Below are 21,892 nucleotides of genomic sequence, written 5' to 3'. Positions count from 1 at the left end.
CCTTCTTACCAGGCATCTGCTTTTTTTATGTGTATTTCATTAAGCCTTCATGGCAGCTTTCATTTCCAGGAATTCATCGTACGTTGTTTCTTTATCGATGACCCCGTCTTCCGTGATCTCGATAATACGATTCGCGATAGTTTGAATGAACTGATGGTCATGAGATGCGAATATCATTGCACCTTTGAAGTTAATTAATCCGTTATTTAATGCAGTGATGGATTCCAGATCCAAGTGATTAGTAGGTTCATCCAACAGTAAGACATTAGATCCGCTCAGCATCATTTTAGACAGCATACAGCGAACTTTTTCTCCCCCGGAAAGAACACTTGGTTTCTTCAATACTTCTTCCCCTGAGAAAAGCATGCGACCCAAGAATCCGCGAAGGAATGTTTCACTCTCATCTTCCGGTGAGTATTGGCGTAACCAGTCCACCAGGGAAGGTTCATTTCCTTCAAAGTACTTTGAGTTTTCATTCGGGAAGTAAGCCTGGGATGTCGTAACGCCCCACTTAAATGTGCCGCTATCAGGTTCCATTTCCCCTGCAAGGATTTTGAAAAGAGTGGTCTTGGCAATTTCGTTTGCTCCGACAAGTGCGATCTTATCTTCTTTATTCAGGATAAAGGAAACATTGTTTAAGACCTTTACTCCATCTACCGTTTTTGTCAGACCTTCAACACGCAGAACATCGTTTCCGATTTCACGCTCGGGCTTGAATTGTACATATGGATAACGACGTGAGCTTGGCTTGATGTCATCCAATGAAATTTTCTCCAATGATTTTTTACGGGAAGTGGCTTGTTTCGATTTAGATGCATTTGCACTGAACCGGGCAACGAATGCCTGAAGCTCTTTAATCTTTTCTTCCTTCTTCTTATTCTGATCCTGAGCCATTTTCAGTGCTAATTGACTGGACTCATACCAGAAATCATAGTTCCCGACATACACTTGGATTTTTCCAAAGTCAAGGTCGGCAATATGTGTACATACTTTGTTTAAGAAGTGACGGTCATGTGATACAACGATGACTGTGTTCTCGAAATTGATCAAAAAGTCTTCTAACCACTGAATTGCTTGGATGTCCAAGTGGTTGGTTGGCTCGTCGAGTAACAGTACATCGGGCTTGCCGAACAGTGCTTGTGCCAATAATACCTTTACTTTTTCTCCACCTGTCAGTTCGGACATTTGTTTTGTGTGAAGATCTTCATTGATTCCCAGGCCTTTTAAAAGGATGGCAGCTTCCGATTCAGCTTCCCAACCGTTCAGCTCGGCGAATTCACCTTCTAATTCTGCTGCTCTCATACCGTCTTCATCTGAGAAATCTTCTTTCATGTAGATCGCGTCTTTTTCCTGCATAACTTCATATAAACGGGTATGCCCCATAATAACTACTTTCAGCACTTCATATTCTTCATATTCGAAATGATCCTGCTTTAAGACAGCAAGACGTTCTCCTGATCCCATGGAAACGTGACCAGTCTGCGCTTCGATTTCTCCTGAAAGAATCTTTAAAAATGTTGATTTACCAGCACCGTTTGCTCCGATAAGTCCGTAGCAATTCCCTGGATTAAACTTTATATTCACGTCTTCGAATAGCTTTCTATCACCGAAGCGTAAGCTTACATCTGATACTTGAATCATGTGTGATATACCTCCTAATACTCAATCTAAAAGATTATAACACGCGAGTATGCTAAAAAGATAGAGTGTAAGCAGGAACAATGATAAATTTACCGGGGTTTTACAATAGGAATGGGAAGGATTGAAGGGGAAAACCTAAGTATAAAGCAGGGAGTGGTTTTGTAAGGGGGGATTTTGGGCTCATTTCCCCAAGTGACTAGAGGGAGGACTCAAATGCATTTATGCTGGACCTCTATGCCATTTGGAGGCCTTTCAGCCTTGCTGAAAGGCGATGGAAACGGACGTTTCCATCGAATGAGAAAAAACTAGTAACAGAATTTTTCCCTTGATCTGTGTGCTATGATAACGTAATAAAAAAACAGACAGGTGATGACGTATGATAAAGTTTGTGAAGCGGTTGCGGTTTCTTTTTAATGTACGGAGATCGGTTCCTTTTTTGGTTGATTTTTTTCGGTCCAGGGATGTTTCGTTGGCAAAGAAGGGGTTGTCGGTGGGGGTGGTTGCCTTTTACTTCTGGCTGCCCATGGACGTGATCCCGGATGTATTTCTCATATTGGGGGTTGTGGATGATCTGGCAGTGTTTACCTTCATCCTTCAGATGATGGTGAAGATGGCTCCAGAGGAGTTGCAAAAAAGATATCATATCAGTTAAAGAAATGAAGGAATAAGCAGCCTTTTCTATCCATATTTCGAGAAACCGATAACCCGTCAAAAATGGGCAGAGTTTTCGGGTTTTTCTTTTGATTTTTTCCTTTCAATCCCATACACTATCATTACATCAATTCCAATAAGAAAGGTATGGATTAAAGTGGAGTCAGATACAGTTAATTCAGTCCCTCGGCCATTAGTTCAATTGAATCAATGGTTTATCGTTTCAACGATAGTCATTTCATGGGTCTTTCAAATAGAATTTTTCTTATTGCTTCCATTTATTGTCGGAATGACAGCCTTACTTTTTAAATACAATCCCGTCATTGAGACAGGGAGGCTATTCTTAAAGAATGAACCTTCTACTTACCCACAGGAAGACGCTGACCAACAGCAATTCAATAATATCATAGCAGTCAGCTGCTTAGGTGCCGCTATCATAAGTGCCCTGGCAGGACGTGGCACAGGGTTTTATATATTCTCAAGTATGGTTTTTGTAGCTGCATCCGTCGCTCTTGCAGGCTTCTGTATTGGTTGTTTCATTCGGTTCCAATGGAAAAGGTTTCAATATAAGCGCTCATCACAGTAACCTATTGACAATAGATGGAATACATTGTAAACTAATCTTGAATCTAAATAGTGTAAACAAAGGGAGTATGTTGTATGTTAGGTGTCGTTCTTAACTAACCGTGAAATGAATACGGACATTTTGTTGGCAGTGGCCTAAAAAACGGGCTATTGATCATGCTTATTTATCTATGCCTTCAAAATGTAGTTAAGAACAATGGTCATAGCATACTCAATCCTTTATCAGGTGAGCTGTGTCTTTGGGCACAGCTCTTTTTTTGTGCACAAATCTGTAAGTCAGGTAGTCTTTTCAAACGTTAAAATTGAAGGATTCATCTGCTTGAGTGCACTGTAATTGATGGGGTGGATTGTATACGTGTGAAAGAAGACCACAATGGACATTGTTCTTTGTGGTCTATTTTTGTTTATATGGAGGAGAAAATAATGAACGAAAAAACGATTCAAATACTGGAATTCAATACTGTAAAAGAAGAGCTGATGGGGTTTGCACTGACAGAAGAAGGAAAAAAAGAATTGTGGAATTTATTACCATCAACGAATATCCGCCAAATCCAAATGCTTCTGGATGAGGTAACGGAAGCAATACGTATCTTAGATAAAAGTGCCAGTGTACCGATTCATGCATTAGACGGAGTGGAAACCATCATGATGAATTTGAATATAGGAGTGCCTCTTAGGCCGGATCAGCTCACTGGCATATATTATTTCCTGGACGCATGTAAAAAACTTAAAAAATACATGGAGGATAAACAATGGCTTGCGCCGAGGGTATCATCATACGTCTATTCCATTGAAGAAATCCCTGATCTCCGGGAAGAGATTAATCGGTGCATTCAAAATGGCAGAGTAGATGATTATGCGAGTAAAGAGTTAGTGAGAATTCGAAAGCAATTGGGAATTCAAGAAGACCGTTTAAAGGATAAAATACAATCGATCGTAAAATCGGCAAAATACAAATCCTTTCTCCAAGAATCGATCGTGAGTCAACGAAACGGCAGGTATGTCATCCCGATTAAGAAAGAGTTCAGGGGTAAAATGAAAGGTGCCGTTTTGGATTCCTCAGCCTCGGGCTCAACTCTTTATATCGAGCCGGAGGAATTAAGTAAACAACAGGACCAGCTTTTGCTTTATAAACTTGAAGAAGATCGTGAAGTTGAGAATGTTTTATGGTCACTGACAGGGTTGGTTCAAGCTTACGAGCCACAATTAACACTTGCGGTCGAAACAATGATTCATTACGATGTTTTGTTTGCAAAAGCGAAATATAGTCGCTCCTATGATGGAGTGAAGGCTCTCGTGAATGAAGACCATCGAATACACCTGATCAATGCGATACATCCCCTTTTGGGTAAACAGGCAGTCCCACTATCAATCACGATGGGGGAAGGCTTTCATGCGTTGGTCATAACAGGGCCAAACACCGGAGGGAAAACCGTGACCATCAAAACGGTAGGGCTTCTCACCCTTATGACCCAATGCGGACTTCACATTCCGGCTGCTGAAGGAAGTGAAATCAGCTTGTATCAACAAATCCTCCTGGATATCGGGGATGGTCAAAGTCTTCAACAAAACTTAAGTACATTCAGTTCCCATATAAAAAACATTATCGACATTTTACAGGATACAAACGATCATTCCCTTGTTCTGTTGGATGAACTCGGTTCCGGTACAGACCCTTTAGAAGGAATGGGTCTGGCAACAGCCATCCTGGATCAATTATATGAAAAGGGAGCCACGATTCTTGCTACTACCCATTATAGTGAAATTAAACATTTCGCAGAAAAGCATGAGGGCTTTATGAATGGCAGTATGGAGTTTAACATCGACACATTACAGCCAACCTACAAGCTGATTGTAGGCGAGGGGGGAGAAAGCCAGGCATTCTCTATTGCTTTAAAGCTTGGGATGCATCCGGATATAATTGAGAAAGCCCATGAAATTACCTATAGAGAGAAGAAAACATACAGTTTGGGCGAGGTGGACGATCATTTGAGAAAAGAAATGGAGAAGCAGGTCATCGTAAATAAGTATAAAAAGAGGGGGTATAGGAAAGCCTTGAATGAAAACAGGTCGATTAAAACCTTTGTCAGAGGTGATAATGTCACAATTTCCCCAGACGGAGAATTTGGGATTGTTTATGAAGGTCCTGACGATACAGGGAAATACACAGTTCAAATCAAAGGGGAGAAGAGGAACGTGAATCATAAGCGACTTGGACTGTATGTGTCTGCAAAGGACTTGTATCCAGATGAATACGACTTCGATATCATCTTTAACAGCAAAGAAAATCGAAAGAAGGATAAAATCATGGGGAAGAGATTTGTAAAAGGATTGACAATTGATCATGAAAACTAAGTAAAATACGAGGCTAAAGACAAAAGTGTTTTAGTCAAAGATAAATCCGAACGATTACTCGAACTTCTTTTATGAAAATCGAAATCGTTCGGATTTTTATTATTTTAATCAAGCTTACTTAGTGTAGAAGGCTCTAGCTGTTAATTGGAGTGTCAGACGAAGACTCCTTTCGGGAAAGTAGAAAAGAGAAAGGTCTTTGACCCCGAGTCGATAAGCCAAGTAGCTGGACATCTTAAGGACAGGAGGAAGTTCCCCTTCTGCCCGAGGAAAGCGAAGTCTTGCACGGAATCGGGCAGCGGTGTAAGAAGTGATTCTATAGTCGGTTTTATATGAATTATTCGTCTTTATATTGAAGCGATTTAGTTATGTCAGCCTTTTTTCTTCAACCGTCACCTAAATCATTAGGAAATATGGGTCAATATAAAGGAAAGAATGATTCCAAAAGAAGAAAGGAAACCGACAATAGGGCCACCTTCTTCATATGCTTCCGGCATCATTGTGGAAGAGACCATGGCTAACAAACCTCCAGCTCCGAATGCTCCGATTATATAAGAAGTACTTTCAGGTGCATCTTGTAAAAATACATACCCAAGCATAGAGCTGAGTGAGGAAAGTATGACGACGCTCCCCCAAAGGTAAATGATTTTCTTTGTGCTGTATTGATCAAGCTTAAATCCAATACTGCTTGATAATGATTCAGGCAGGTTGCTGATGAAGATTGCGATGATGAATACCCACTGCATGGATTGACTTTCAATAAAGCTGACACCAATGATGATGGACTCTGGTATGGCATCCATGATAGTACCGACATATATGGCTAAACCAGAATGGCCATGGGGATTTTTTCTCGAACGCTTTCTCTCGCTCCCACCTTTTTTAGATAGGAACATTTCAAATAATGTAAAGATGAGAGCACCAAGCAAGAACATGGACATAAGGTACATCAAATCTGCTTTTCCCTCTGCCTCACTTAAGAGATCGAAGGTGGCAGATCCAATGATCAAACCTGTTCCTAGAGCCATAATAAATGCTACAACTTTTTTAGGTATATGAAGGAATATCCCCATAAATGCCCCGATCAATAGGGATAGACTGGCTATCCCTCCCCATAAAGCTGCCTGGAACATTTCCCCACCTCCCGAATTCGTTTTACAATTCGAGTTTTCCCTATTTAAGTAGAGGATTAAACATACATCGATTCACTGTATAGATTTAATGAGCAGTGGGGATAGTAAGATTGAATAAATTTTAGGAGGCAAAGAAATGAAAAAATATCTCTTGATTTCGACTATTGGATTAATGTTCATGATTACTGCCGCAGGGTGTGGTACAAGCGATAATATGAAAGAAGAAGGGCAGCAGATGAACAACCGCAATCTGGAACGTGTGAATTACAAGAATGATCAGGCGAACCGGGATTATGTGAATAACGGGACGATGAGAGAAAATTACTCACTTGCTGACAAAGAGGCAAATAAAGTGGCGGAACTTAAAGAAGTGAAGAGCGCTTATGTTCTGACAACTGATCAAAATGCATATGTTGCCGCTGTGCTTGAAGATGATAAGAATGGAACCGTTTCAAAGGAATTGGAAAAGAAAATTTCAGATCAAGTGAAAAGTCAGAATGGCAGTATTAATAATGTGTACGTGTCGACTAATCCTGATTTCGTAGACCGAATGAGAGGTTACGCCGATAAAGCTGGAAACGGGAAACCAATTGAAGGATTAGGTGAGGAAATAGCGGATATGGTCAAACGCGTATTCCCGAACAGAGGGTAGTGTTTCAATGAGAAAAGTCGAACACCGTTTCGGCTTTTTTTATTTGTCCATAGGAATTGGGTAGATTTTTCAGTATACTATTTAGAGTGACGAAATAAATTGAAGGGAGGGGTGGACGTGGAACAAGCATCTGCAAAAACTGGAGTGAATCCAACTATATACGGTATTCTATTAGCGATCAGTTCGGGTCATTTTATCAATGACACACTTCAGGCTGTAGTGCCGGCAATGTTTCCAATCATAGAGAAATCGTTGGAGTTGAGTTATATACAAATCGGGTGGATTGCTTTCTCACTCAATATGACCTCTTCTTTATTACAACCGGTTTTCGGTTATTATGCCGACATCCGTTCAAAACCGTACTTACTTCCACTCGGAATGTTGTCCAGTTTAGCAGGATTGATTGGTTTTGCCTTGTCAGGTCATTTTTTATGGATTATTGTTTCCGTATTATTTATCGGATTCGGGTCTGCCATCTTTCATCCTGAAGGATCGAGGGTCGCTTATATGGCGGCTGGAAATCGAAGAGGACTGGCTCAGTCGATTTATCAGGTAGGTGGGAATACCGGTCAGGCCCTTGCCCCGTTGATAACCGCATTTATCTTTGTCCCTTTTGGTCAAAAAGGAGCCTTGTGGTTTACAATAGTGGCCATTATTGGAATGATTGTCTTGTTTCAGGTGTCCAATTGGTATTCAGGACAGTTACGTTTCAATGAAAAGAGCAAGAATAGAAAGAGTACTGATGTAAGAAAGGCTCCTGTTCATCAGAAAATAAAATGGGCTATGGTCTTAGTCGTATTCCTTGTATTTGCAAGGTCATGGTATGGGGCAGGACTTTCGAATTATTACCAGTTTTATTTGATTGAGGACTATGGTCTTTCTATTAAAAATGCCCAGGCATATATATTTGTATTTATGTTTGCAGGGGTCATCGGAACATTTCTTGGTGGTCCGTTCGCCGATCGTTTTGGCAAGAGAAACATTATATTCTTTTCTATGATAGGCGCTGCTCCATTGACCCTGGCATTACCTTATTTACCGTTGAGCATTGTCTATCCTATTATTTTTTGTATTGGGTTTATTTTATCGTCAAGTTTTAGTGTCATCGTGGTGTATGCCCAAGAGCTATTGCCTAGTAAAATCGGGATGTTGTCCGGTTTGACCGTGGGTTTGGCTTTCGGTATGGGGGCGGTGGGCGCAGTTATTTTTGGCGGGTTGGCCGATCTTTTTACGATCCGCTTCGTGATGATCTTATGCAGCTTCCTTCCTCTACTCGGAATGATGACATTCTTCCTTCCCTCCGATGAAACAGTAAGAAGCTTTCACAAGTAGATAAAGCAAAAGGCAAAAGGACATAAAGAGGAGATACCTGAGTAATCAAAAGGTATCTCCTCATATTAAAGGCTTTTTATGAAAATGCAAAGTAAACAATGAATAATCCACAAAGGAGGTACATGATTGGATGAACTTCTTTCCATTTCTTTAAGGAAATCATCGCGAATGGATAAAGAATGAACCCTAATGCGATCCCTGTAGCGACACTGAACGTCAAAGGCATCATAATGATTGTCACAAATGAAGGTATGACCACTTCAAGACGATTCCAATTGATATGTCTTATTTCTGTAGCCATAAGTGCACCTACGATGATCAAGGCAGGTGCCGTCACCTCAGGGGTGATAACCGATAAGACGGGCGAAAAGAAGAGGGCAATGGAAAAACAAAATGCAATGACTATGGACGTGAATCCAGTTCTCCCACCAACAGCAACCCCAGCTGATGATTCCACGAATGATGCAGTAGTAGACGTTCCGAATATTGCCCCTGCCACGCCTGAAGCGGAGTCAGCCAAAAGCGCCCTTCCTGCGTTCGGAATCTGATTATCCTTCATGATTCCTGCCTGACTTGCAACGGCTATCAGTGCACCCGCTGTATCAAAGAAAGCCACAAATAGAAAGGTAAAGATAACCGCCATGATTTCAAGAGAGAAAATATCCCCTAAATGCGTAAAGACAACTCCGAAAGTCGGTTCCAGACTGGGGACATTCCCAATAATGGAGTGAGGGACGTCAATTTTCCCTGCGATCATCCCAATGATTGTGGTAGCAACCATACCGTAGAATATACCGCCTCGTATCCCTTTCACTAACATCATCATGGTAATGATAAATCCAAATACAGCAAGCAATGTGGTAGAAGAAGAAAGGTTTCCAATTGATATAAAGGTTTCAGGATTGGAGACAACCAGTCCCGCATTTTTAAAACCGATAAACGCAACGAAAAAGCCGATGCCACCGGCAATGGCAAATTTTAAATCCTGTGGGATGACATTGATGATCTTCTCCCGGATTTTCATGACACTTAAGATCATAAAAATGATTCCTGCAATAAATACGCCTGTCAGGGCAATTTCCCACGGAACTCCCATCCCGATACATACAGAAAAGGTAAAGAATGAGTTAAGACCCATGCTGGGGGCGATGCCGATCGGGAAGTTTGCAAGGAGCCCAATTAAAAGGGACCCAACAATGGCTGATAAAGCGGTAGCTGTAAATAACGCCCCTTTATCCATTCCGGCCTGACTCAGAATGATGGGATTGACAACAAGAATATAGGCCATCGAAAGGAAAGTCGTGACTCCTGCTAAAGTTTCTCTTCTATAATTTGTCCCTCTTTCAGCAAATTGAAAGAATGTTTTCATAAATAACCCTCCGAGTAGATAAAAATAAAAAAACTCCGGCAAATATATCAACCAGAGTGAATCTACAGGATAAAATAATTCCATCGGCGTTACTTTATCTTGTAGACAAGCCATTTAAGGTAGCTGGTAGAAACGTTCAAGCCATATTCTTGAACTTATACAAGGTGCATAAATATTTGTTATAATTGAATTAGAAGCATCATAACAACTCCTTTTGATACGGTCAATGGGGTTACTAAATGTTCATGAATTCTATATTTTCTAAATTGATTATTTATTGTTAAAAACGGCATACGCACTATACATCATAAACGAAAAAAGCTATATTTAGTGAATACAAACATTGAGTAGAGAAAACTTAAGTTAATACGTTAATCAATATTGGAGGAATAAATATAATGTCTTCATTAAAACCAGGTACAGTTGAGGATTTATTCGTTGATCATGAAGTGCCATACGGTTTCTTTCTGACGAATGATATCGATCGGGTACTTCTGCACCATTCTGAAATAACAGAAGAAATACAAGAGGGAGATACTGTGAAGGTATTTCTTTACCATGATAAGGATGTTCGTCTGACAGCGACCATGCGTATTCCTAAAGTGCAAGTCGGTGCATATGGATGGGCAGAAGTAGTGGATAAGCGGGAAGATCTAGGTGTTTTTGTGAATATTGGATTACCTAAGGATATTTTAGTCTCATCGGATGATCTTCCGAAATTCCTGGAGCTTTGGCCTAACCCTGGAGATCAACTATTCCTTACCTTAAATCGTGATAAGCAAGACCGTCTTTATGGAAGATTAGCCACTGAAAATATCATCGAGCAGGTGTCCAGAAGAGCAACCACTGAAATGATGAATGCTAAGGTGCAGGGACGAGTGTATCGACTGCTTAGAGTTGGAACCTTTTTCTTATCCGAGCAAGGGTATCGCTGCTTCGTTCACATGAATGAGCGTAAAGAGGAGCCCAGACTGGGGGAACTTGTTGAAGGAAGAGTCATTGATGTGAAGGATGACGGGAACTTAAATGTTTCGTTCTTACCATTAAAGCAGGATAAAATGCAGGATGATGCCGAGGTCATTCTTGAGTATCTCGAAGAACGTAATGGCGCAATTCCTTTTTGGGATAAAAGTCAGCCTGACGAAATCAAAGACCGTTTCAATATGAGTAAAGCATCCTTTAAACGAGCTCTTGGAAAACTGATGAAAGAAAATCAGGTGTATCAAGAAGAAGGTTGGACCTACTTAAAGAAATAATTTTACACAAAGAGGCTGGGACAACAGTGTTTTAGTAAAATGAAAATCCGAACGATCATTCGAAATTCTTTTATGAAAATCGAAATCGTTCGGATTTTTATTATTTTTAATAAAGCATACTATATTTTATAGGAATTGTTCGTCTTTAGAATGGATCGATTTTGCCATGTCAGAGCCTCTTTAACTACATTTTAGAGGGACTGGAATGTTCGACCTTTTGCTTTGCCTTTTTCGTTTTGACAGGCTTAATGGGTAAAAGGGTCCCCAATAATGCGATGAATGAACAACCTATGAGTACGGCGGGGTATCCTTTCAAAGCGATAGTAGATAATACACCGAACACAACGAGGTCCAAAACTGAATCCACTATGGAGAGCAGGGATATTGTCGTCGCCCGTATCCCCGACGGAATTAAATCATTGCTCAATTGGGAATAGATGGGATATCGAATTGACCGAACGAGCCTTAACAGGAAGAATGCACCTAAAACGATCCATAAAGAAGAACCGAACAAGCCTGATATCAGTAACCCTCCCACTGCCAGTAAACCAGATAGGTTCATAAGCATCATCCTGGAAAAGTGTGATGTCATCCACCCAATGGAATTCGAAGCAATATAGCCAAGGATGGCAGATACCGCATAAAAGACTCCAATCCAGTAGACAGGCACGCCTGCATTTAATAAAAGTGGTTGATCAAAGTACTGGTAAACTGCACCAGCCGGAATGAACACCAATGTTACATTCAGAAACATGAGTAATAATTGTGGTGCCTGCCATATTACACGGAGCCCACTCTTAATTTGAGAAAAAGGATTCTCTTTCTGGAAAGAATCAACTGCTGGCTGCCTGACTCCAAGGATCAAGAGCAGTTCTATTAAGTGAAAGGCCAAGCCCAGGATGATGAGCAGGTTGAATTGACTGTCTGCTAAGTCCTTCGCCAAATACGAACCGAATAGAACGGCCATCAGCATACTGATAAACGAGGCTGATTGTATCTTCCCCATTGCTCGATCCATTCGATTCTCTTCATTGGACTCCTTGAGAGAATCATAGATTAATGCTTCATCAGCACCTGAAAAAAAGGTCACACTAAACCCATTGATAAAGCTGTATAAGAAAAACATCCAAGGTTCATAAGCGAACAACAGAAGTACGATACTTAGAAACTTAAGCATGGAACCGAATAAAAAGGAATATTTTGCACCAAACCGATCTGCAAAAATTCCTGTCGGTACCTCTCCGATTAATACAGCGCCGCTCCAGAACATTAGCACGATTAATATATCAGAAGAGGTTAATCCTCTTTCAAAATAGAATAACGTTAATACTGGTTGAAGAAAACTGATTGTACCAAAAAAAGAAATCCAAAATAGCATCCGAATATTATGGGATGCGAGTGTCTGTTTCCTCATATATGTCTCCTACTTCCTGAATTTTTTACTGCATTGGAAGAAGGAGCGTCGTTTCAAGTTAAATATCCAGAACGTTCACTCCTTCTTGAAATATTGAAAGTATTTTTAATGTTTTTTGCATGATATTTCCTCCTACTATTTAATAAATTAAGTGTAGCATAAGAGTGAATGCAGGAAGAAGTTATTTATTCGACTTTATTCTTCATATGCGGAAAGGGACAAAAGTTAATGAAAAAAGTTGTATTGGATGTATTGCAGTCCAGAGGTACCTATTATGAACTTGGTCTTCAATTAGGAAGGGAACTTCGGGAATCACCACTCTATTCCCATCATTTGAAGCGTCGTAAGAAGTCATTGCGTTATTACAAAGTGAGTATGGATGAAGTGAAAAGCCTTTTTCTCGAATTTGCACCGGGCTTATGGGATGAATTAAAGGGATTATCCAACGGTTTGCAATGGACATTGGATGAAACGATACATGAATATTCAGGCTTTCAGCAGGAATGGTTCCAGTCCGGTTGTTCGTCTATGGCCAAAGATGGAATCTATGTGAGGAATTATGATTATCACCCGAAAACATATGAAGGCAGGTTGTTACTTGTACAGCCGTCAGGAGGATATGCTTCTATAGGATTTTCAGGAAGGGGGATCGGGCGTATAGACGGATTGAATGAAAAAGGGCTGGCGGTAGGGTTCCATTTTGTCAATCGAATTAAGCCAGGTGAAGGATTCGTATGCACGACGATCGCCCGGATCCTCCTTGACACATGTAAGGATGCAGACGAGGCAATTGACGTCTTACGAAGGCTGCCTCATCGTCATAGCTTTAACTACTCTTTGTACGACAGGAACGGAAAAGCCGCTGTGGTAGAGGCTTCCCCCAGGGGTATAGGGGTGTACCATCATTCAACCTTGAGTTGTACCAACCATTTTCAACTGAACCATATGAAAAAGGATAATCGTCATTATTTAAATGACTCAATAAAGAGGCTGGAAATATTACGATCCGGGCAGGAGAAGGGATTAACCATGGAGGGGGCATTCAACCTGTTTAATAATGGGGACAGCCCGATATTTAAGAAAGCGTATGATTCATGGGCAGGGACGATTCATACGTGCGTCTTTCATTGTGACACGCTCAAATGTTTAATCGGATTTGGTGAAAGTGCCTCAGGAGTTAAGTTGGACTTTCAGGATTGGATGGGGGGAGAGGATATTCCGATTCGTAAGATTTCAGGAAATTTCGATACGAAGGAGCCGTTCTTATTTATGGAGCCGGTTTAGGGACAAGTGGAGGGAACCGAGCAAATCAAGGGATTTAACGGCATATCGTGGTGGAGGATTTCCTCGGTTCTTATCTTTAAAGTTACCTATTTATATGAATTTATGTAAGTTTTGTATCATTCTCAATAATAGGTAGCTTAGAAGGTGGCATGGCTTCTTGTTTGTTAGTGGAGATAGAATGTTGTATCAAACTCAGTAATCTTATTCGATTGTAACGTTGGACAAGAATAAGAGGAAGGTTGAAAAAAATGCCGTATAAAAACATTGTCCAAGACAACGTCCCGCTGTTCAGGATGAAAAATAGGGGAGCCGGAAGCATTTGAAGCCAGTGAGATATTTCAGCCCTGTTCAACTCCCTTAAGAAAGTCTGTCTGCCAATATAGGAGGACAACCCGATTTCATTTTTTTTCACTCCTGACCGAAACCATCCTCCAGCATCCGGTAAGAGGTTCTTCCAAACCTTGATCTTCAATAGCGTATACAAATTACCATCCGACTCGCATTTTAATGGCTGGAATAATACGATAGATTTCAGCAAAATGTTATCTGAAAGTGTGGAAGTCATAAATGAAATACTCAAATGTACGCTTATCCAACCGAAAATATTTAACATCAGAGTCATTTCATCTTCTCATCCTTTCCTTTCTCAATAAATACATATCGATCCTTCCATATTGTCTTTTTTCCGAAAAAAGTGTTCCATAGGGAATGGAGGAAACACACTAAGAAAAATAGGATGTGAATTGGAAATAGGAGCGTTTCAAAGAAGCTGAAATTACCGATCCTTCTTACTATTATATATAAACACCCGCCTATAAGGCTGTATTGAATCAAGAATTGGAAGGGATCTGCCCACATCATGCCCGGTAAATGGAGGACAAGAGAATTGAGGGAAGCGATCCATATAGAGGTAAGTACCAAAAGAAATATATTTGTCGTTTTTGCTCCTGAAGCAAAGCTTTTTGACCATCCATAGAATAAATCGCCAAATCCATCCCTATACATTCTCATGGAGATGGCACCCATGCCACTTGCCGCTTCTACCGATTCCCCGCATTTCTTAGCATGTTGACTCAAGGCAAAATGCTCTACCAATTCCCCTTTGACGGCTTCGTGTCCTCCAATCCGACCATATACAGACCTTGTACAGAGAAAGAATTGACCAAATCCACCTGAAGGTTTGCATAGCCATGAAAAGAGGTGAGTGACATTGGTCGAAGCAAAAACGACTAAATGAAACATCATAGAGAGAGTTTCGAAAGCGGTTTCCATCTTATGATATGGATGAATGGTCAGTATTCCTTGGCATTGCTGCTGTTTATAGGTTTCACATATTCTAAGTATGCCTGCTTCCTCGAACCATGTATCACTATCAACAAACAGTAAGAATTCTCCCTTAGATGCCTGCGCACCATTCCAACAGGCCCATGACTTCCCGTTCCATCCGTTTGGCAGAGGAGGAGCATCGATCACCTTTGCTCCTCTTTCCTCGGCCAATTCCTTCGTCCGGTCTGATGAACCATCGTTTATTACGATGACCTCTAATGGCTGTATAAATTGCATATGAATACTGGATAACAGCTTTCCTATCGTGTTTTCTTCATTTCTTGCCGGAATGATTATCGAGCATTTTTTGACCAGGTAACTATTCCGTACATGAATGGTTTTCTTCACAATCGGGATTCTCGTAAACATTAAAATAGTCAAAATCATCGCCACAAACCACAGATACATCATTTCACCTTCTCATACAAAATTGTGTTGTATCGCCATTTTAACCATATTATTAGACTGTGATACGTTTATATGTCGAAAAGAAACCCCATGAGAAGGTATCGAATCCGATAAATAACCAAATGATGGTTTTGAAGTTGAATCAAATGGGCACAATGAAAAGCTGAATAGGGGATTCCAGTAGAAACTATCTATCTTTCTCGTAAGGAGGAAATGAAGAATGAAAAAAAAAGTAGTCATCGTTGGTGGCGGATTGGGCGGAATGTCAACAGCCATCCGTTTAGCTTCAGAGGGATACGACGTTACGATTGTTGAAAAAGGGAAACGACTTGGCGGGAAATTAAATATAAGAGAAGGAAAGGGCTTTTCCTTCGACACGGGACCGTCCATTCTTACCATGCCCTGGGTATTGGAAAAAGTGTTTGCCCATGCAAACCGCGATCTGAACGATTATATAGATATAGTCAGAGTGGAACCCGGCTTTAGGACTTTCTTCGAAGACGGGAAGGTTCTGGATGTATCTTCTGACCTTCCAACCATGTTGGATGAATTGAAGAAAACATCCCCTGAGGATTGTAATAACTTCTTTAATTATTTAAGTTACTGTGGAAAAATGTATGAGCTCACGATGAAAAGTTTTTATAAAAAGAGCATTAATGGTTTGCAGGACCTGCGAACCATGCATCCTGTGAAAGAGTTATTACAGATGGATCCAATGAAATCCATGGATGCCGCAAACCGTAAATTCCTTAAAGATAAGCATCTCCAGCAGTTATTTAATTTCTTGATCATGTATGTAGGATCTTCCCCGTACCATGCACCTGCAATCATGTCTCAGCTTACACATGTCCAGTTAGGTCTTGGAGTTCATTACGTAAAGGGAGGAATGTACAAGATTGCAGAGGCAATGGCAAAGGTATTGGACGAGCTTGGTGTGGAAGTACGCTTGAATTGTGAGGTTGAAGATATTCTCACATCAGGGAGCCGTGCAGAAGGGGTGCGCACGAAAATAGGGGAAGAGCTGATTGCGGACATTGTAGTATCGAACCTAGAGGCGATACCGTGCTACAAATCCCTTCTGGCAGATTATCATGAGTCTTCCAAGGAAGTCGATGAACTAAGCAAATATGCACCGACGGTTTCAGGACTGGTTCTGCTTCTTGGTGTCGATCGGAAGTATGAACATCTTGCCCATCATAATTTCTTCTTCAGTAAAGATCCAAAAAAAGAATTCAAGCAAATTTTTGATGAAAACAAATTAGCGGACGACCCGACGGTTTATATCGGTATTTCGTCCAAAACAGATCCAACCCAGGCACCGGAAGGGAAAGAAAACCTGTTTGTACTGACACATGTCCCTCCTTTAAAAGAGGGCGAAGATTGGACAAAGTATAAGGATTCTTATCGATTGAAAGTGCTGGATAAGTTGGAGAAAATGGGTGTTAGCAACCTAAGGAATCATATCGAATTCGAATATACTTTCACTCCAAATAATCTTCAAAGTCTATATGGGTCCAATGGGGGATCAATCTATGGCACTGTTACTGACCGAAAGCTTAACGGAGGATTTAAAATACCAAATAAGAGCAGAGTGCTTTCAAATATGTATTTTGTAGGGGGATCGACTCACCCTGGAGGCGGTGTCCCCATGGTCACATTATCAGGACAATTGACGGCAGAATTAATCCTTGATGAACAGGTGAAAGCAAGTCGGTTTATTGGATGAAAAAAACAGGTGAAGGCTGAATGAATCAGCCTTCACCTGTTTTAATGATAATCTGCTTTATAATTAATATCGTTCTCATCCTCTTCATAAGGACAGGGTTCAAAGAAATGATTTTTCTTTCAAATTGTACAATAAACCCTTTTCTAGCGGTAGCGGGAAGAAAAGAGTTTATTGCATGCTATTATTTGTTCTTCCAATGATCATCGATGAATGCATCTCGGCCAGATTGTGCACGATCTTGTTTATATTCATCGGGATTTTTTTTATAGAATTTTTGATGGTAGTCTTCTGCCGGGTAAAAAGTTGAGGCAGGCAGGATCTTGGTTACGATCGGTTTCTTGAATCGCCCGCTCTTCTCAATTAATAATTTTGTCTTTTCAGCTAATTGTTTTTGGTGTTCATTATGATAGAAGATAGCTGTTCGATACTGGTCACCGCGGTCATGGAACTGTCCGCCTTCATCAGTAGGATCGATCTGGGGCCAATAAAGCTCCAATAGTCTTTCATAAGGAAAGAGGTCGGGATCGAAAGTGATTTGAACAACTTCATAATGGCCGCTGTCTCCTGCTTTAATATCATGATAACGAGGGTTCTCCAGATGTCCACCTGAATAACCAGATACGACATCAATGATTCCCGGGAGTTCATCAAAGGGCTTCACCATGCACCAAAAACAACCACCTGCAAAGGTAGCGATTTCATTCTTTTCATTCATTTTTGCAAACCTCCTGTGCCAAATCTGCTCCTCTAAAGGAGTAAAGCAATAGCATGAACAGATTCTACCACGAAAGAAACAAAGCGACAATCATATACGCTTGGTGACTCTTCATCGGGTTGACAAAGCCTGTTAATAGACTATGATTTTTATTAATTAGCCAATAACATAGATCTCATTCTGCTATTTTCAACAAATTCATTAAAATTCATTTCTTATCTACTAGAATTTGTGTATAATTCTTTTGAACGGTCCAATTACATATGTTTTTTAGATCAGGTGAAGCTGAAGATTCGATTCTTCTTAGTTTCTTAATAGGGAAGTTGGTGTAATTCCAACGCGGTCCCGCCACTGTAAATGGGAGTGAGCTGAAAACAAGCCACTATGCGAACATGCATGGGAAGGTGTCAGCAAACAATGACCATGAGCCAGGAGACCTGCCTGATTTTTTTGCACCAAATCTACGCGGATAGAAAGGTGTAATATGCATAATCCTTGGTATAAAATCCTATTTATGCATCTTACACAACATCTCTAATCCACTGGAGATGTTTTTTTCTGTCAAAATGTAAACTTAACAGGGGGAATAAGGAAATGAAACACACATTTAAGTCATTACTTGCATTATTATTAGCCATCGTGCTCCTGACAGCATGTGGAACAATTGATGGGAATCAAGCGGACAAAAAAGAAAAGGTAGAGAATACTCAAGATCAAACAGGATATCCTTTGACACTTGAAGACGCATTGGACACTAAAGTTACCTTGGAAGAACAACCTAAGCAAATCGTTTCATTAATTCCAAGCAATACTGAAATTCTTTTCGAGCTTGGATTAAACAAGGAAATCGTCGGGGTCTCCGATTTTGATAACTATCCGAAAGAAGCAGAGGATAAAGAAAAGATCGGTGGTATGGAGTTTAACGTTGAGAAAATCGTCAGTTTAGATCCGGATTTAGTTCTTGCCCATGAATCTACAGCCAAATCAGCAGAAGAAGGTTTGAATCAGCTGAAAGATGCAGGGATTAACGTATTTATCGTCCATGACGCTAAAAGCTTTGATGAAGTATACAACACGATTACTGACATCGGAACCCTTGTCGGTAAAAAGGAACAGGCAGAATCCGTTGTTTCTGAAATGAAAGCAGATTTGAACTCCATTCAGGAAAAGGCAAAGGAAGTATCAGAAAAGAAACGGGTCTATGTGGAAGTTTCACCTTCACCTGATATTTATTCACCAGGAAAGAACACGTTCATCGATCAAATGCTGACTATGGTCAATGCTGAAAATGTCATGAAGGATCAGGAAGGTTGGGTACAAGTGAGCCAGGAAGAGGTCATTTCTTCAAACCCTGACGCGATCATTACCACATATGGTTATTACAGCGAGAATCCGAAAGAGCAGATTATGGGTAGAGAGGGATGGAAAGATGTGAATGCTGTGAAAAATGGAGATGTTCACGACGTCCATTCAGATTTAGTCACTCGTACTGGTCCAAGATTGGTTGAAGGAGTAGAGGAAATTGCAAAGTCGATCTATCCAGAGGTATTTGCAGAATAAAATAGGGGTTACGTACGGATTGTCTGGACTATTTTTAGTCATAGCCCTTCTTGCAGGTATATCCATTGGCACGATTTCGATCCCGCCAATGGATATCATTTATATCTTCGGTTCTAAATGGTTCGGATTTCATTTACCTGAAAGAATCGATCCAATGTTTACAAACATCGTGTATACCATCAGATTACCGAGAGTATTATTAGCACTGCTGGTTGGAAGCTCCTTAGCCATTGCAGGGGCTTCTTTTCAAGGGTTATTACGCAATCCATTGGCCGATCCCTATACATTGGGTGTGTCTTCAGGTGCATCGGTCGGGGCAGTCATTACATTGTTTTTTCATTGGAGCATTCCGTTCATTGGGAAGTTTACACTTCCCTTTTTAAGTATAATTTGTTCGATTATTACCGTATTTCTCGTATTATGGTTCGCCCAAAAGGTTGAAAGGACAATGAAGGTTGAAACCATTATTCTTACCGGAATCATCTTCAGCTCTTTTCTGGGCTCGCTGATTTCTTTGATGATTGCTCTCACAGGAGAAGAACTAAGGCAGATCATCGGTTGGCTTCTTGGAAGCGTATCCATGAGAGGGTGGGATTATATTGCTATTATCCTTCCTTTCTTCCTTATAGGGGTAGTACTGCTCGTATTGAACAGTAAGGAATTAAATGGAATGAGTTTCGGCGAAGAACAAGCCCAACATATTGGTATCTCAGTTCAAAAAAGGAAGCTTATCATTTTAATTGCAGGGAGCATCCTGACAGGGGCAGCAGTAGCCGTGTCGGGTACGATTGGGTTCGTTGGACTAGTCATCCCGCATTTTCTTCGAAGACTGATCGGGCATGATCATAAGCATTTGCTTCCCCTATCGGTCATTGTTGGAGGTGGTTTCCTCATTCTTGCCGACTTGCTCTCAAGAACGATCATTGCCCCGACTGAACTTCCCATCGGTGTGATAACCGCCTTGATAGGTGCTCCGATGTTTGCTTATATTCTTCTAAAGAAAAGGGGTCTTTCATCATGATCGAGGTAAATGGGATTTCAGTTGGGTACGACAATCAAAAAATCGTAGAAGACATAAGTTTTCATATTGAAAGAGGAGAATTCTTTGGAATACTTGGACCGAATGGAAGTGGGAAGACAACGTTGCTTAAAGCGATGACAGGACTTCTTCCATTAATGGACGGGTTTATCAAATTGAAGGGAAAGCCGCTTCATCAGTTTTCTTCGAGGGAATTAGCTACCCATGTCGCGGTTTTACCTCAAATCTCGACTGAAACTTTCACTTATAAAGTGAAAGAGACGGTGATGCTTGGGAGATATGCTCATCAGAAAGGTTTCTTAAAGGGTTCGACGGACCGGGATACTGAAATCGTTGATAACGTGATGGAGCAGACAGGAATCTCATCATTTCAGAACCGCTACCTACATGAATTGTCAGGTGGTGAACGTCAACGTGTGTTCCTGGCACAGGCACTTGCCCAGGAACCCAAAATTCTACTGCTGGACGAGCCTACCAATCATCTTGATTTATCGTATCAGAAGTCACTATTGGATTTAATTAAAAATCAAACAGTTAATGAAAAGTTAACGGTCGTAGCGATTTATCACGATTTAAATTTAGCGAGCCTATACTGTGACCGCTTACTGCTGTTAGATAAAGGCAAAAAAAAACTTCTCCATCATCCTGAAGAAGTCTTGAAAGAAGAACATATTGAGGAAGTGTATCGGACGAAGGTTCAAAAGCAGGCTCATCCATTGGTAGCCAAGCCACAAATGGTGATTGTACCTGAAGAAAACCGTGTAGAGAATCATACTTTAGATGAAAGATATATGACATTAAACAACGAATGCATTCATTTCGCAGCCCCTTTCCCGCTAAAATGTATGTCTTCAGGTATTATAGGGGCAGGAATCGGATGGTACTCGCATTTTATCAATCGAAGAGTACCATTTGATTACGACTGTCGGAACTATCAAAAAGATATGACGGATTTTCTGGTAAAAAAAGAACTGGACCCCACATTATCGGTTGGCATGATGACCGCTCTTCCATTGACGAATATGACATGTGAACGTTTTGAAACGGAAGGGAAATCCGTTTTCGTCGTGGTGACTGCAGGAGTTGGAAATGCCATGGACGTATCAACGAGTTATCAATACGATATTGATTTAAAGCCGGGAACGATAAATACATGGGTATTCTTAAACGGGAATTTATCTGATGAAGCATATATTGAAGCCCTTGTAACTTCCACGGAAGCGAAGGTGAGAGCGCTTCATGACATGGATATAAGGGATGGCCGAAACGGGAATCTGGCAACGGGAACACCTACAGACAGCATTCTGATTGCCTCCAGTCAAAAAGGGGAACTTGATCCCTTTGCAGGACCGATCACTCCTATCGGGAAATTGATTGGCCGAGGGGTCTATGAAGTGACTAAAAAAGCCATCCAGCGTTATCTGGAAAAAAAAGAGGAAGAGAGTTGAC

At 40.8% G+C, this 21,892-nt stretch carries 18 protein-coding genes and 2 riboswitches; of the genes, 11 read left to right on the top strand and 7 right to left on the bottom strand.

What is annotated here, in order from left to right:
• Nucleotides 1–39: 39 nt before the first annotated feature.
• Complete coding sequence (locus BAA9072_RS12970; protein ID WP_034758938.1) at nucleotides 40–1,641, bottom strand: ABC-F family ATP-binding cassette domain-containing protein; 1,602 nt, start codon at nucleotides 1,639–1,641, stop codon at nucleotides 40–42.
• Nucleotides 1,642–2,017: 376 nt separating this feature from the next.
• Here BAA9072_RS12970 and BAA9072_RS12965 point away from each other — a divergent pair, with 376 nt between their 5' ends.
• The 3 genes from BAA9072_RS12965 to BAA9072_RS12955 all read left to right on the top strand — a co-directional run bounded on the left by BAA9072_RS12965 (nucleotide 2,018) and on the right by BAA9072_RS12955 (nucleotide 5,232).
• Nucleotides 2,018–2,293 carry a YkvA family protein gene (locus tag BAA9072_RS12965; RefSeq protein WP_201715106.1) on the top strand — a complete coding sequence of 92 codons (276 nt, stop codon included), beginning with the start codon at nucleotides 2,018–2,020 and terminating at the stop codon, nucleotides 2,291–2,293.
• A 156-nt stretch (nucleotides 2,294–2,449) separates the two neighbouring features.
• Nucleotides 2,450–2,878, top strand: coding sequence for a DUF4395 domain-containing protein (locus BAA9072_RS12960; RefSeq protein ID WP_201715105.1), 429 nt, complete (start codon nucleotides 2,450–2,452; stop codon nucleotides 2,876–2,878).
• Between the two features lie 422 nt (nucleotides 2,879–3,300).
• Nucleotides 3,301–5,232 carry an endonuclease MutS2 gene (locus tag BAA9072_RS12955; protein ID WP_201715104.1) on the top strand — a complete coding sequence of 644 codons (1,932 nt, stop codon included), beginning with the start codon at nucleotides 3,301–3,303 and terminating at the stop codon, nucleotides 5,230–5,232.
• Nucleotides 5,233–5,633: 401 nt separating this feature from the next.
• Here BAA9072_RS12955 and BAA9072_RS12950 read toward each other — a convergent pair whose 3' ends face one another.
• Nucleotides 5,634–6,362, bottom strand: coding sequence for a ZIP family metal transporter (locus tag BAA9072_RS12950; RefSeq protein WP_201715103.1), 729 nt, complete (start codon nucleotides 6,360–6,362; stop codon nucleotides 5,634–5,636).
• Between the two features lie 136 nt (nucleotides 6,363–6,498).
• Here BAA9072_RS12950 and BAA9072_RS12945 point away from each other — a divergent pair, with 136 nt between their 5' ends.
• Both BAA9072_RS12945 and BAA9072_RS12940 read left to right on the top strand, forming a co-directional pair.
• Nucleotides 6,499–7,014 carry a YhcN/YlaJ family sporulation lipoprotein gene (locus BAA9072_RS12945; protein WP_201715102.1) on the top strand — a complete coding sequence of 172 codons (516 nt, stop codon included), beginning with the start codon at nucleotides 6,499–6,501 and terminating at the stop codon, nucleotides 7,012–7,014.
• Between the two features lie 117 nt (nucleotides 7,015–7,131).
• Nucleotides 7,132–8,346 carry an MFS transporter gene (locus BAA9072_RS12940; protein WP_201715101.1) on the top strand — a complete coding sequence of 405 codons (1,215 nt, stop codon included), beginning with the start codon at nucleotides 7,132–7,134 and terminating at the stop codon, nucleotides 8,344–8,346.
• Nucleotides 8,347–8,422: 76 nt separating this feature from the next.
• Here the strand turns inward: BAA9072_RS12940 and BAA9072_RS12935 are convergent, their stop codons facing one another.
• Entirely contained in the window at nucleotides 8,423–9,715 is a 1,293-nt protein-coding gene (locus BAA9072_RS12935; RefSeq protein WP_201715100.1) for an NCS2 family permease, read from the bottom strand.
• A gap of 82 nt (nucleotides 9,716–9,797) precedes the next feature.
• Nucleotides 9,798–9,898: riboswitch (purine riboswitch) on the bottom strand.
• Between the two features lie 215 nt (nucleotides 9,899–10,113).
• Between BAA9072_RS12935 and BAA9072_RS12930 the strand changes: the two genes are divergently transcribed.
• Nucleotides 10,114–10,971 carry a CvfB family protein gene (locus BAA9072_RS12930; protein WP_201715099.1) on the top strand — a complete coding sequence of 286 codons (858 nt, stop codon included), beginning with the start codon at nucleotides 10,114–10,116 and terminating at the stop codon, nucleotides 10,969–10,971.
• 184 nt (nucleotides 10,972–11,155) lie between these two features.
• Here the strand turns inward: BAA9072_RS12930 and BAA9072_RS12925 are convergent, their stop codons facing one another.
• On the bottom strand, nucleotides 11,156–12,385 hold the full coding sequence (locus tag BAA9072_RS12925; RefSeq protein WP_201715098.1) for an MFS transporter: 1,230 nt from the start codon (nucleotides 12,383–12,385) through the stop codon (nucleotides 11,156–11,158).
• A gap of 228 nt (nucleotides 12,386–12,613) precedes the next feature.
• On the opposite strand from BAA9072_RS12925, the gene BAA9072_RS12920 reads away from it, so the two are divergent.
• Entirely contained in the window at nucleotides 12,614–13,669 is a 1,056-nt protein-coding gene (locus BAA9072_RS12920) for a C45 family autoproteolytic acyltransferase/hydolase (protein WP_201715097.1), read from the top strand.
• A 100-nt stretch (nucleotides 13,670–13,769) separates the two neighbouring features.
• Here the strand turns inward: BAA9072_RS12920 and BAA9072_RS12915 are convergent, their stop codons facing one another.
• Together BAA9072_RS12915 and BAA9072_RS12910 are read right to left on the bottom strand one after the other, a co-directional pair.
• Nucleotides 13,770–14,291, bottom strand: a complete 522-nt coding sequence (locus BAA9072_RS12915) for a glycosyl-4,4'-diaponeurosporenoate acyltransferase CrtO family protein (protein WP_201715096.1) — start codon at nucleotides 14,289–14,291, stop codon at nucleotides 13,770–13,772.
• The gene (locus BAA9072_RS12910; protein ID WP_201715095.1) at nucleotides 14,288–15,406 is read right to left on the bottom strand and encodes a glycosyltransferase; all 1,119 of its coding nucleotides are present in this window, start codon (nucleotides 15,404–15,406) and stop codon (nucleotides 14,288–14,290) included. Before BAA9072_RS12910 ends, BAA9072_RS12915 begins: the two co-directional genes overlap by 4 nt.
• Nucleotides 15,407–15,623: 217 nt before the next feature.
• Between BAA9072_RS12910 and BAA9072_RS12905 the strand changes: the two genes are divergently transcribed.
• On the top strand, nucleotides 15,624–17,129 hold the full coding sequence (locus tag BAA9072_RS12905) for a phytoene desaturase family protein (RefSeq protein WP_201715094.1): 1,506 nt from the start codon (nucleotides 15,624–15,626) through the stop codon (nucleotides 17,127–17,129).
• A gap of 181 nt (nucleotides 17,130–17,310) precedes the next feature.
• Here the strand turns inward: BAA9072_RS12905 and msrA are convergent, their stop codons facing one another.
• Nucleotides 17,311–17,844 carry a peptide-methionine (S)-S-oxide reductase MsrA gene (msrA, locus tag BAA9072_RS12900; protein ID WP_201715093.1) on the bottom strand — a complete coding sequence of 178 codons (534 nt, stop codon included), beginning with the start codon at nucleotides 17,842–17,844 and terminating at the stop codon, nucleotides 17,311–17,313.
• Nucleotides 17,845–18,104: 260 nt separating this feature from the next.
• Nucleotides 18,105–18,303: riboswitch (cobalamin riboswitch) on the top strand.
• 135 nt (nucleotides 18,304–18,438) lie between these two features.
• On the opposite strand from msrA, the gene BAA9072_RS12895 reads away from it, so the two are divergent.
• The 3 genes from BAA9072_RS12895 to BAA9072_RS12885 are packed head-to-tail and all read left to right on the top strand — an operon-like array spanning nucleotide 18,439 to nucleotide 21,891.
• A complete protein-coding gene (locus tag BAA9072_RS12895; protein ID WP_201715092.1) occupies nucleotides 18,439–19,404 on the top strand; it encodes an ABC transporter substrate-binding protein in 966 nt (321 codons plus the stop codon).
• A complete protein-coding gene (locus tag BAA9072_RS12890) occupies nucleotides 19,367–20,425 on the top strand; it encodes a FecCD family ABC transporter permease (protein WP_201715091.1) in 1,059 nt (352 codons plus the stop codon). Before BAA9072_RS12895 ends, BAA9072_RS12890 begins: the two co-directional genes overlap by 38 nt.
• The gene (locus BAA9072_RS12885) at nucleotides 20,422–21,891 is read left to right on the top strand and encodes an adenosylcobinamide amidohydrolase (protein WP_201715090.1); all 1,470 of its coding nucleotides are present in this window, start codon (nucleotides 20,422–20,424) and stop codon (nucleotides 21,889–21,891) included. Before BAA9072_RS12890 ends, BAA9072_RS12885 begins: the two co-directional genes overlap by 4 nt.
• Nucleotide 21,892 lies beyond the last annotated feature (1 nt).

This window comes from Rossellomorea arthrocnemi, assembly GCF_904424705.1.
Classification (GTDB): Bacteria; Bacillota; Bacilli; order Bacillales; family Bacillaceae_B; genus Rossellomorea; species Rossellomorea arthrocnemi.
This window is presented reverse-complemented; position numbering and strand designations above follow the sequence as displayed.

What these genes read in the sequence shown, in the direction of transcription:
- BAA9072_RS12970 (WP_034758938.1), bottom strand. Translation starts at nt 1,641, where the DNA reads ATGATTCAAGTATCAGATGTAAGCTTACGCTTCGGTGATAGAAAGCTA.
- BAA9072_RS12965 (WP_201715106.1), top strand. Translation starts at nt 2,018, where the DNA reads ATGATAAAGTTTGTGAAGCGGTTGCGGTTTCTTTTTAATGTACGGAGA.
- BAA9072_RS12955 (WP_201715104.1), top strand. Translation starts at nt 3,301, where the DNA reads ATGAACGAAAAAACGATTCAAATACTGGAATTCAATACTGTAAAAGAA.
- BAA9072_RS12950 (WP_201715103.1), bottom strand. Translation starts at nt 6,362, where the DNA reads ATGTTCCAGGCAGCTTTATGGGGAGGGATAGCCAGTCTATCCCTATTG.
- BAA9072_RS12945 (WP_201715102.1), top strand. Translation starts at nt 6,499, where the DNA reads ATGAAAAAATATCTCTTGATTTCGACTATTGGATTAATGTTCATGATT.
- BAA9072_RS12935 (WP_201715100.1), bottom strand. Translation starts at nt 9,715, where the DNA reads ATGAAAACATTCTTTCAATTTGCTGAAAGAGGGACAAATTATAGAAGA.
- BAA9072_RS12930 (WP_201715099.1), top strand. Translation starts at nt 10,114, where the DNA reads ATGTCTTCATTAAAACCAGGTACAGTTGAGGATTTATTCGTTGATCAT.
- BAA9072_RS12925 (WP_201715098.1), bottom strand. Translation starts at nt 12,385, where the DNA reads ATGAGGAAACAGACACTCGCATCCCATAATATTCGGATGCTATTTTGG.
- BAA9072_RS12920 (WP_201715097.1), top strand. Translation starts at nt 12,614, where the DNA reads ATGAAAAAAGTTGTATTGGATGTATTGCAGTCCAGAGGTACCTATTAT.
- BAA9072_RS12915 (WP_201715096.1), bottom strand. Translation starts at nt 14,291, where the DNA reads ATGACTCTGATGTTAAATATTTTCGGTTGGATAAGCGTACATTTGAGT.
- BAA9072_RS12910 (WP_201715095.1), bottom strand. Translation starts at nt 15,406, where the DNA reads ATGATGTATCTGTGGTTTGTGGCGATGATTTTGACTATTTTAATGTTT.
- BAA9072_RS12905 (WP_201715094.1), top strand. Translation starts at nt 15,624, where the DNA reads ATGAAAAAAAAAGTAGTCATCGTTGGTGGCGGATTGGGCGGAATGTCA.
- msrA (WP_201715093.1), bottom strand. Translation starts at nt 17,844, where the DNA reads ATGAATGAAAAGAATGAAATCGCTACCTTTGCAGGTGGTTGTTTTTGG.
- BAA9072_RS12895 (WP_201715092.1), top strand. Translation starts at nt 18,439, where the DNA reads ATGAAACACACATTTAAGTCATTACTTGCATTATTATTAGCCATCGTG.
- BAA9072_RS12885 (WP_201715090.1), top strand. Translation starts at nt 20,422, where the DNA reads ATGATCGAGGTAAATGGGATTTCAGTTGGGTACGACAATCAAAAAATC.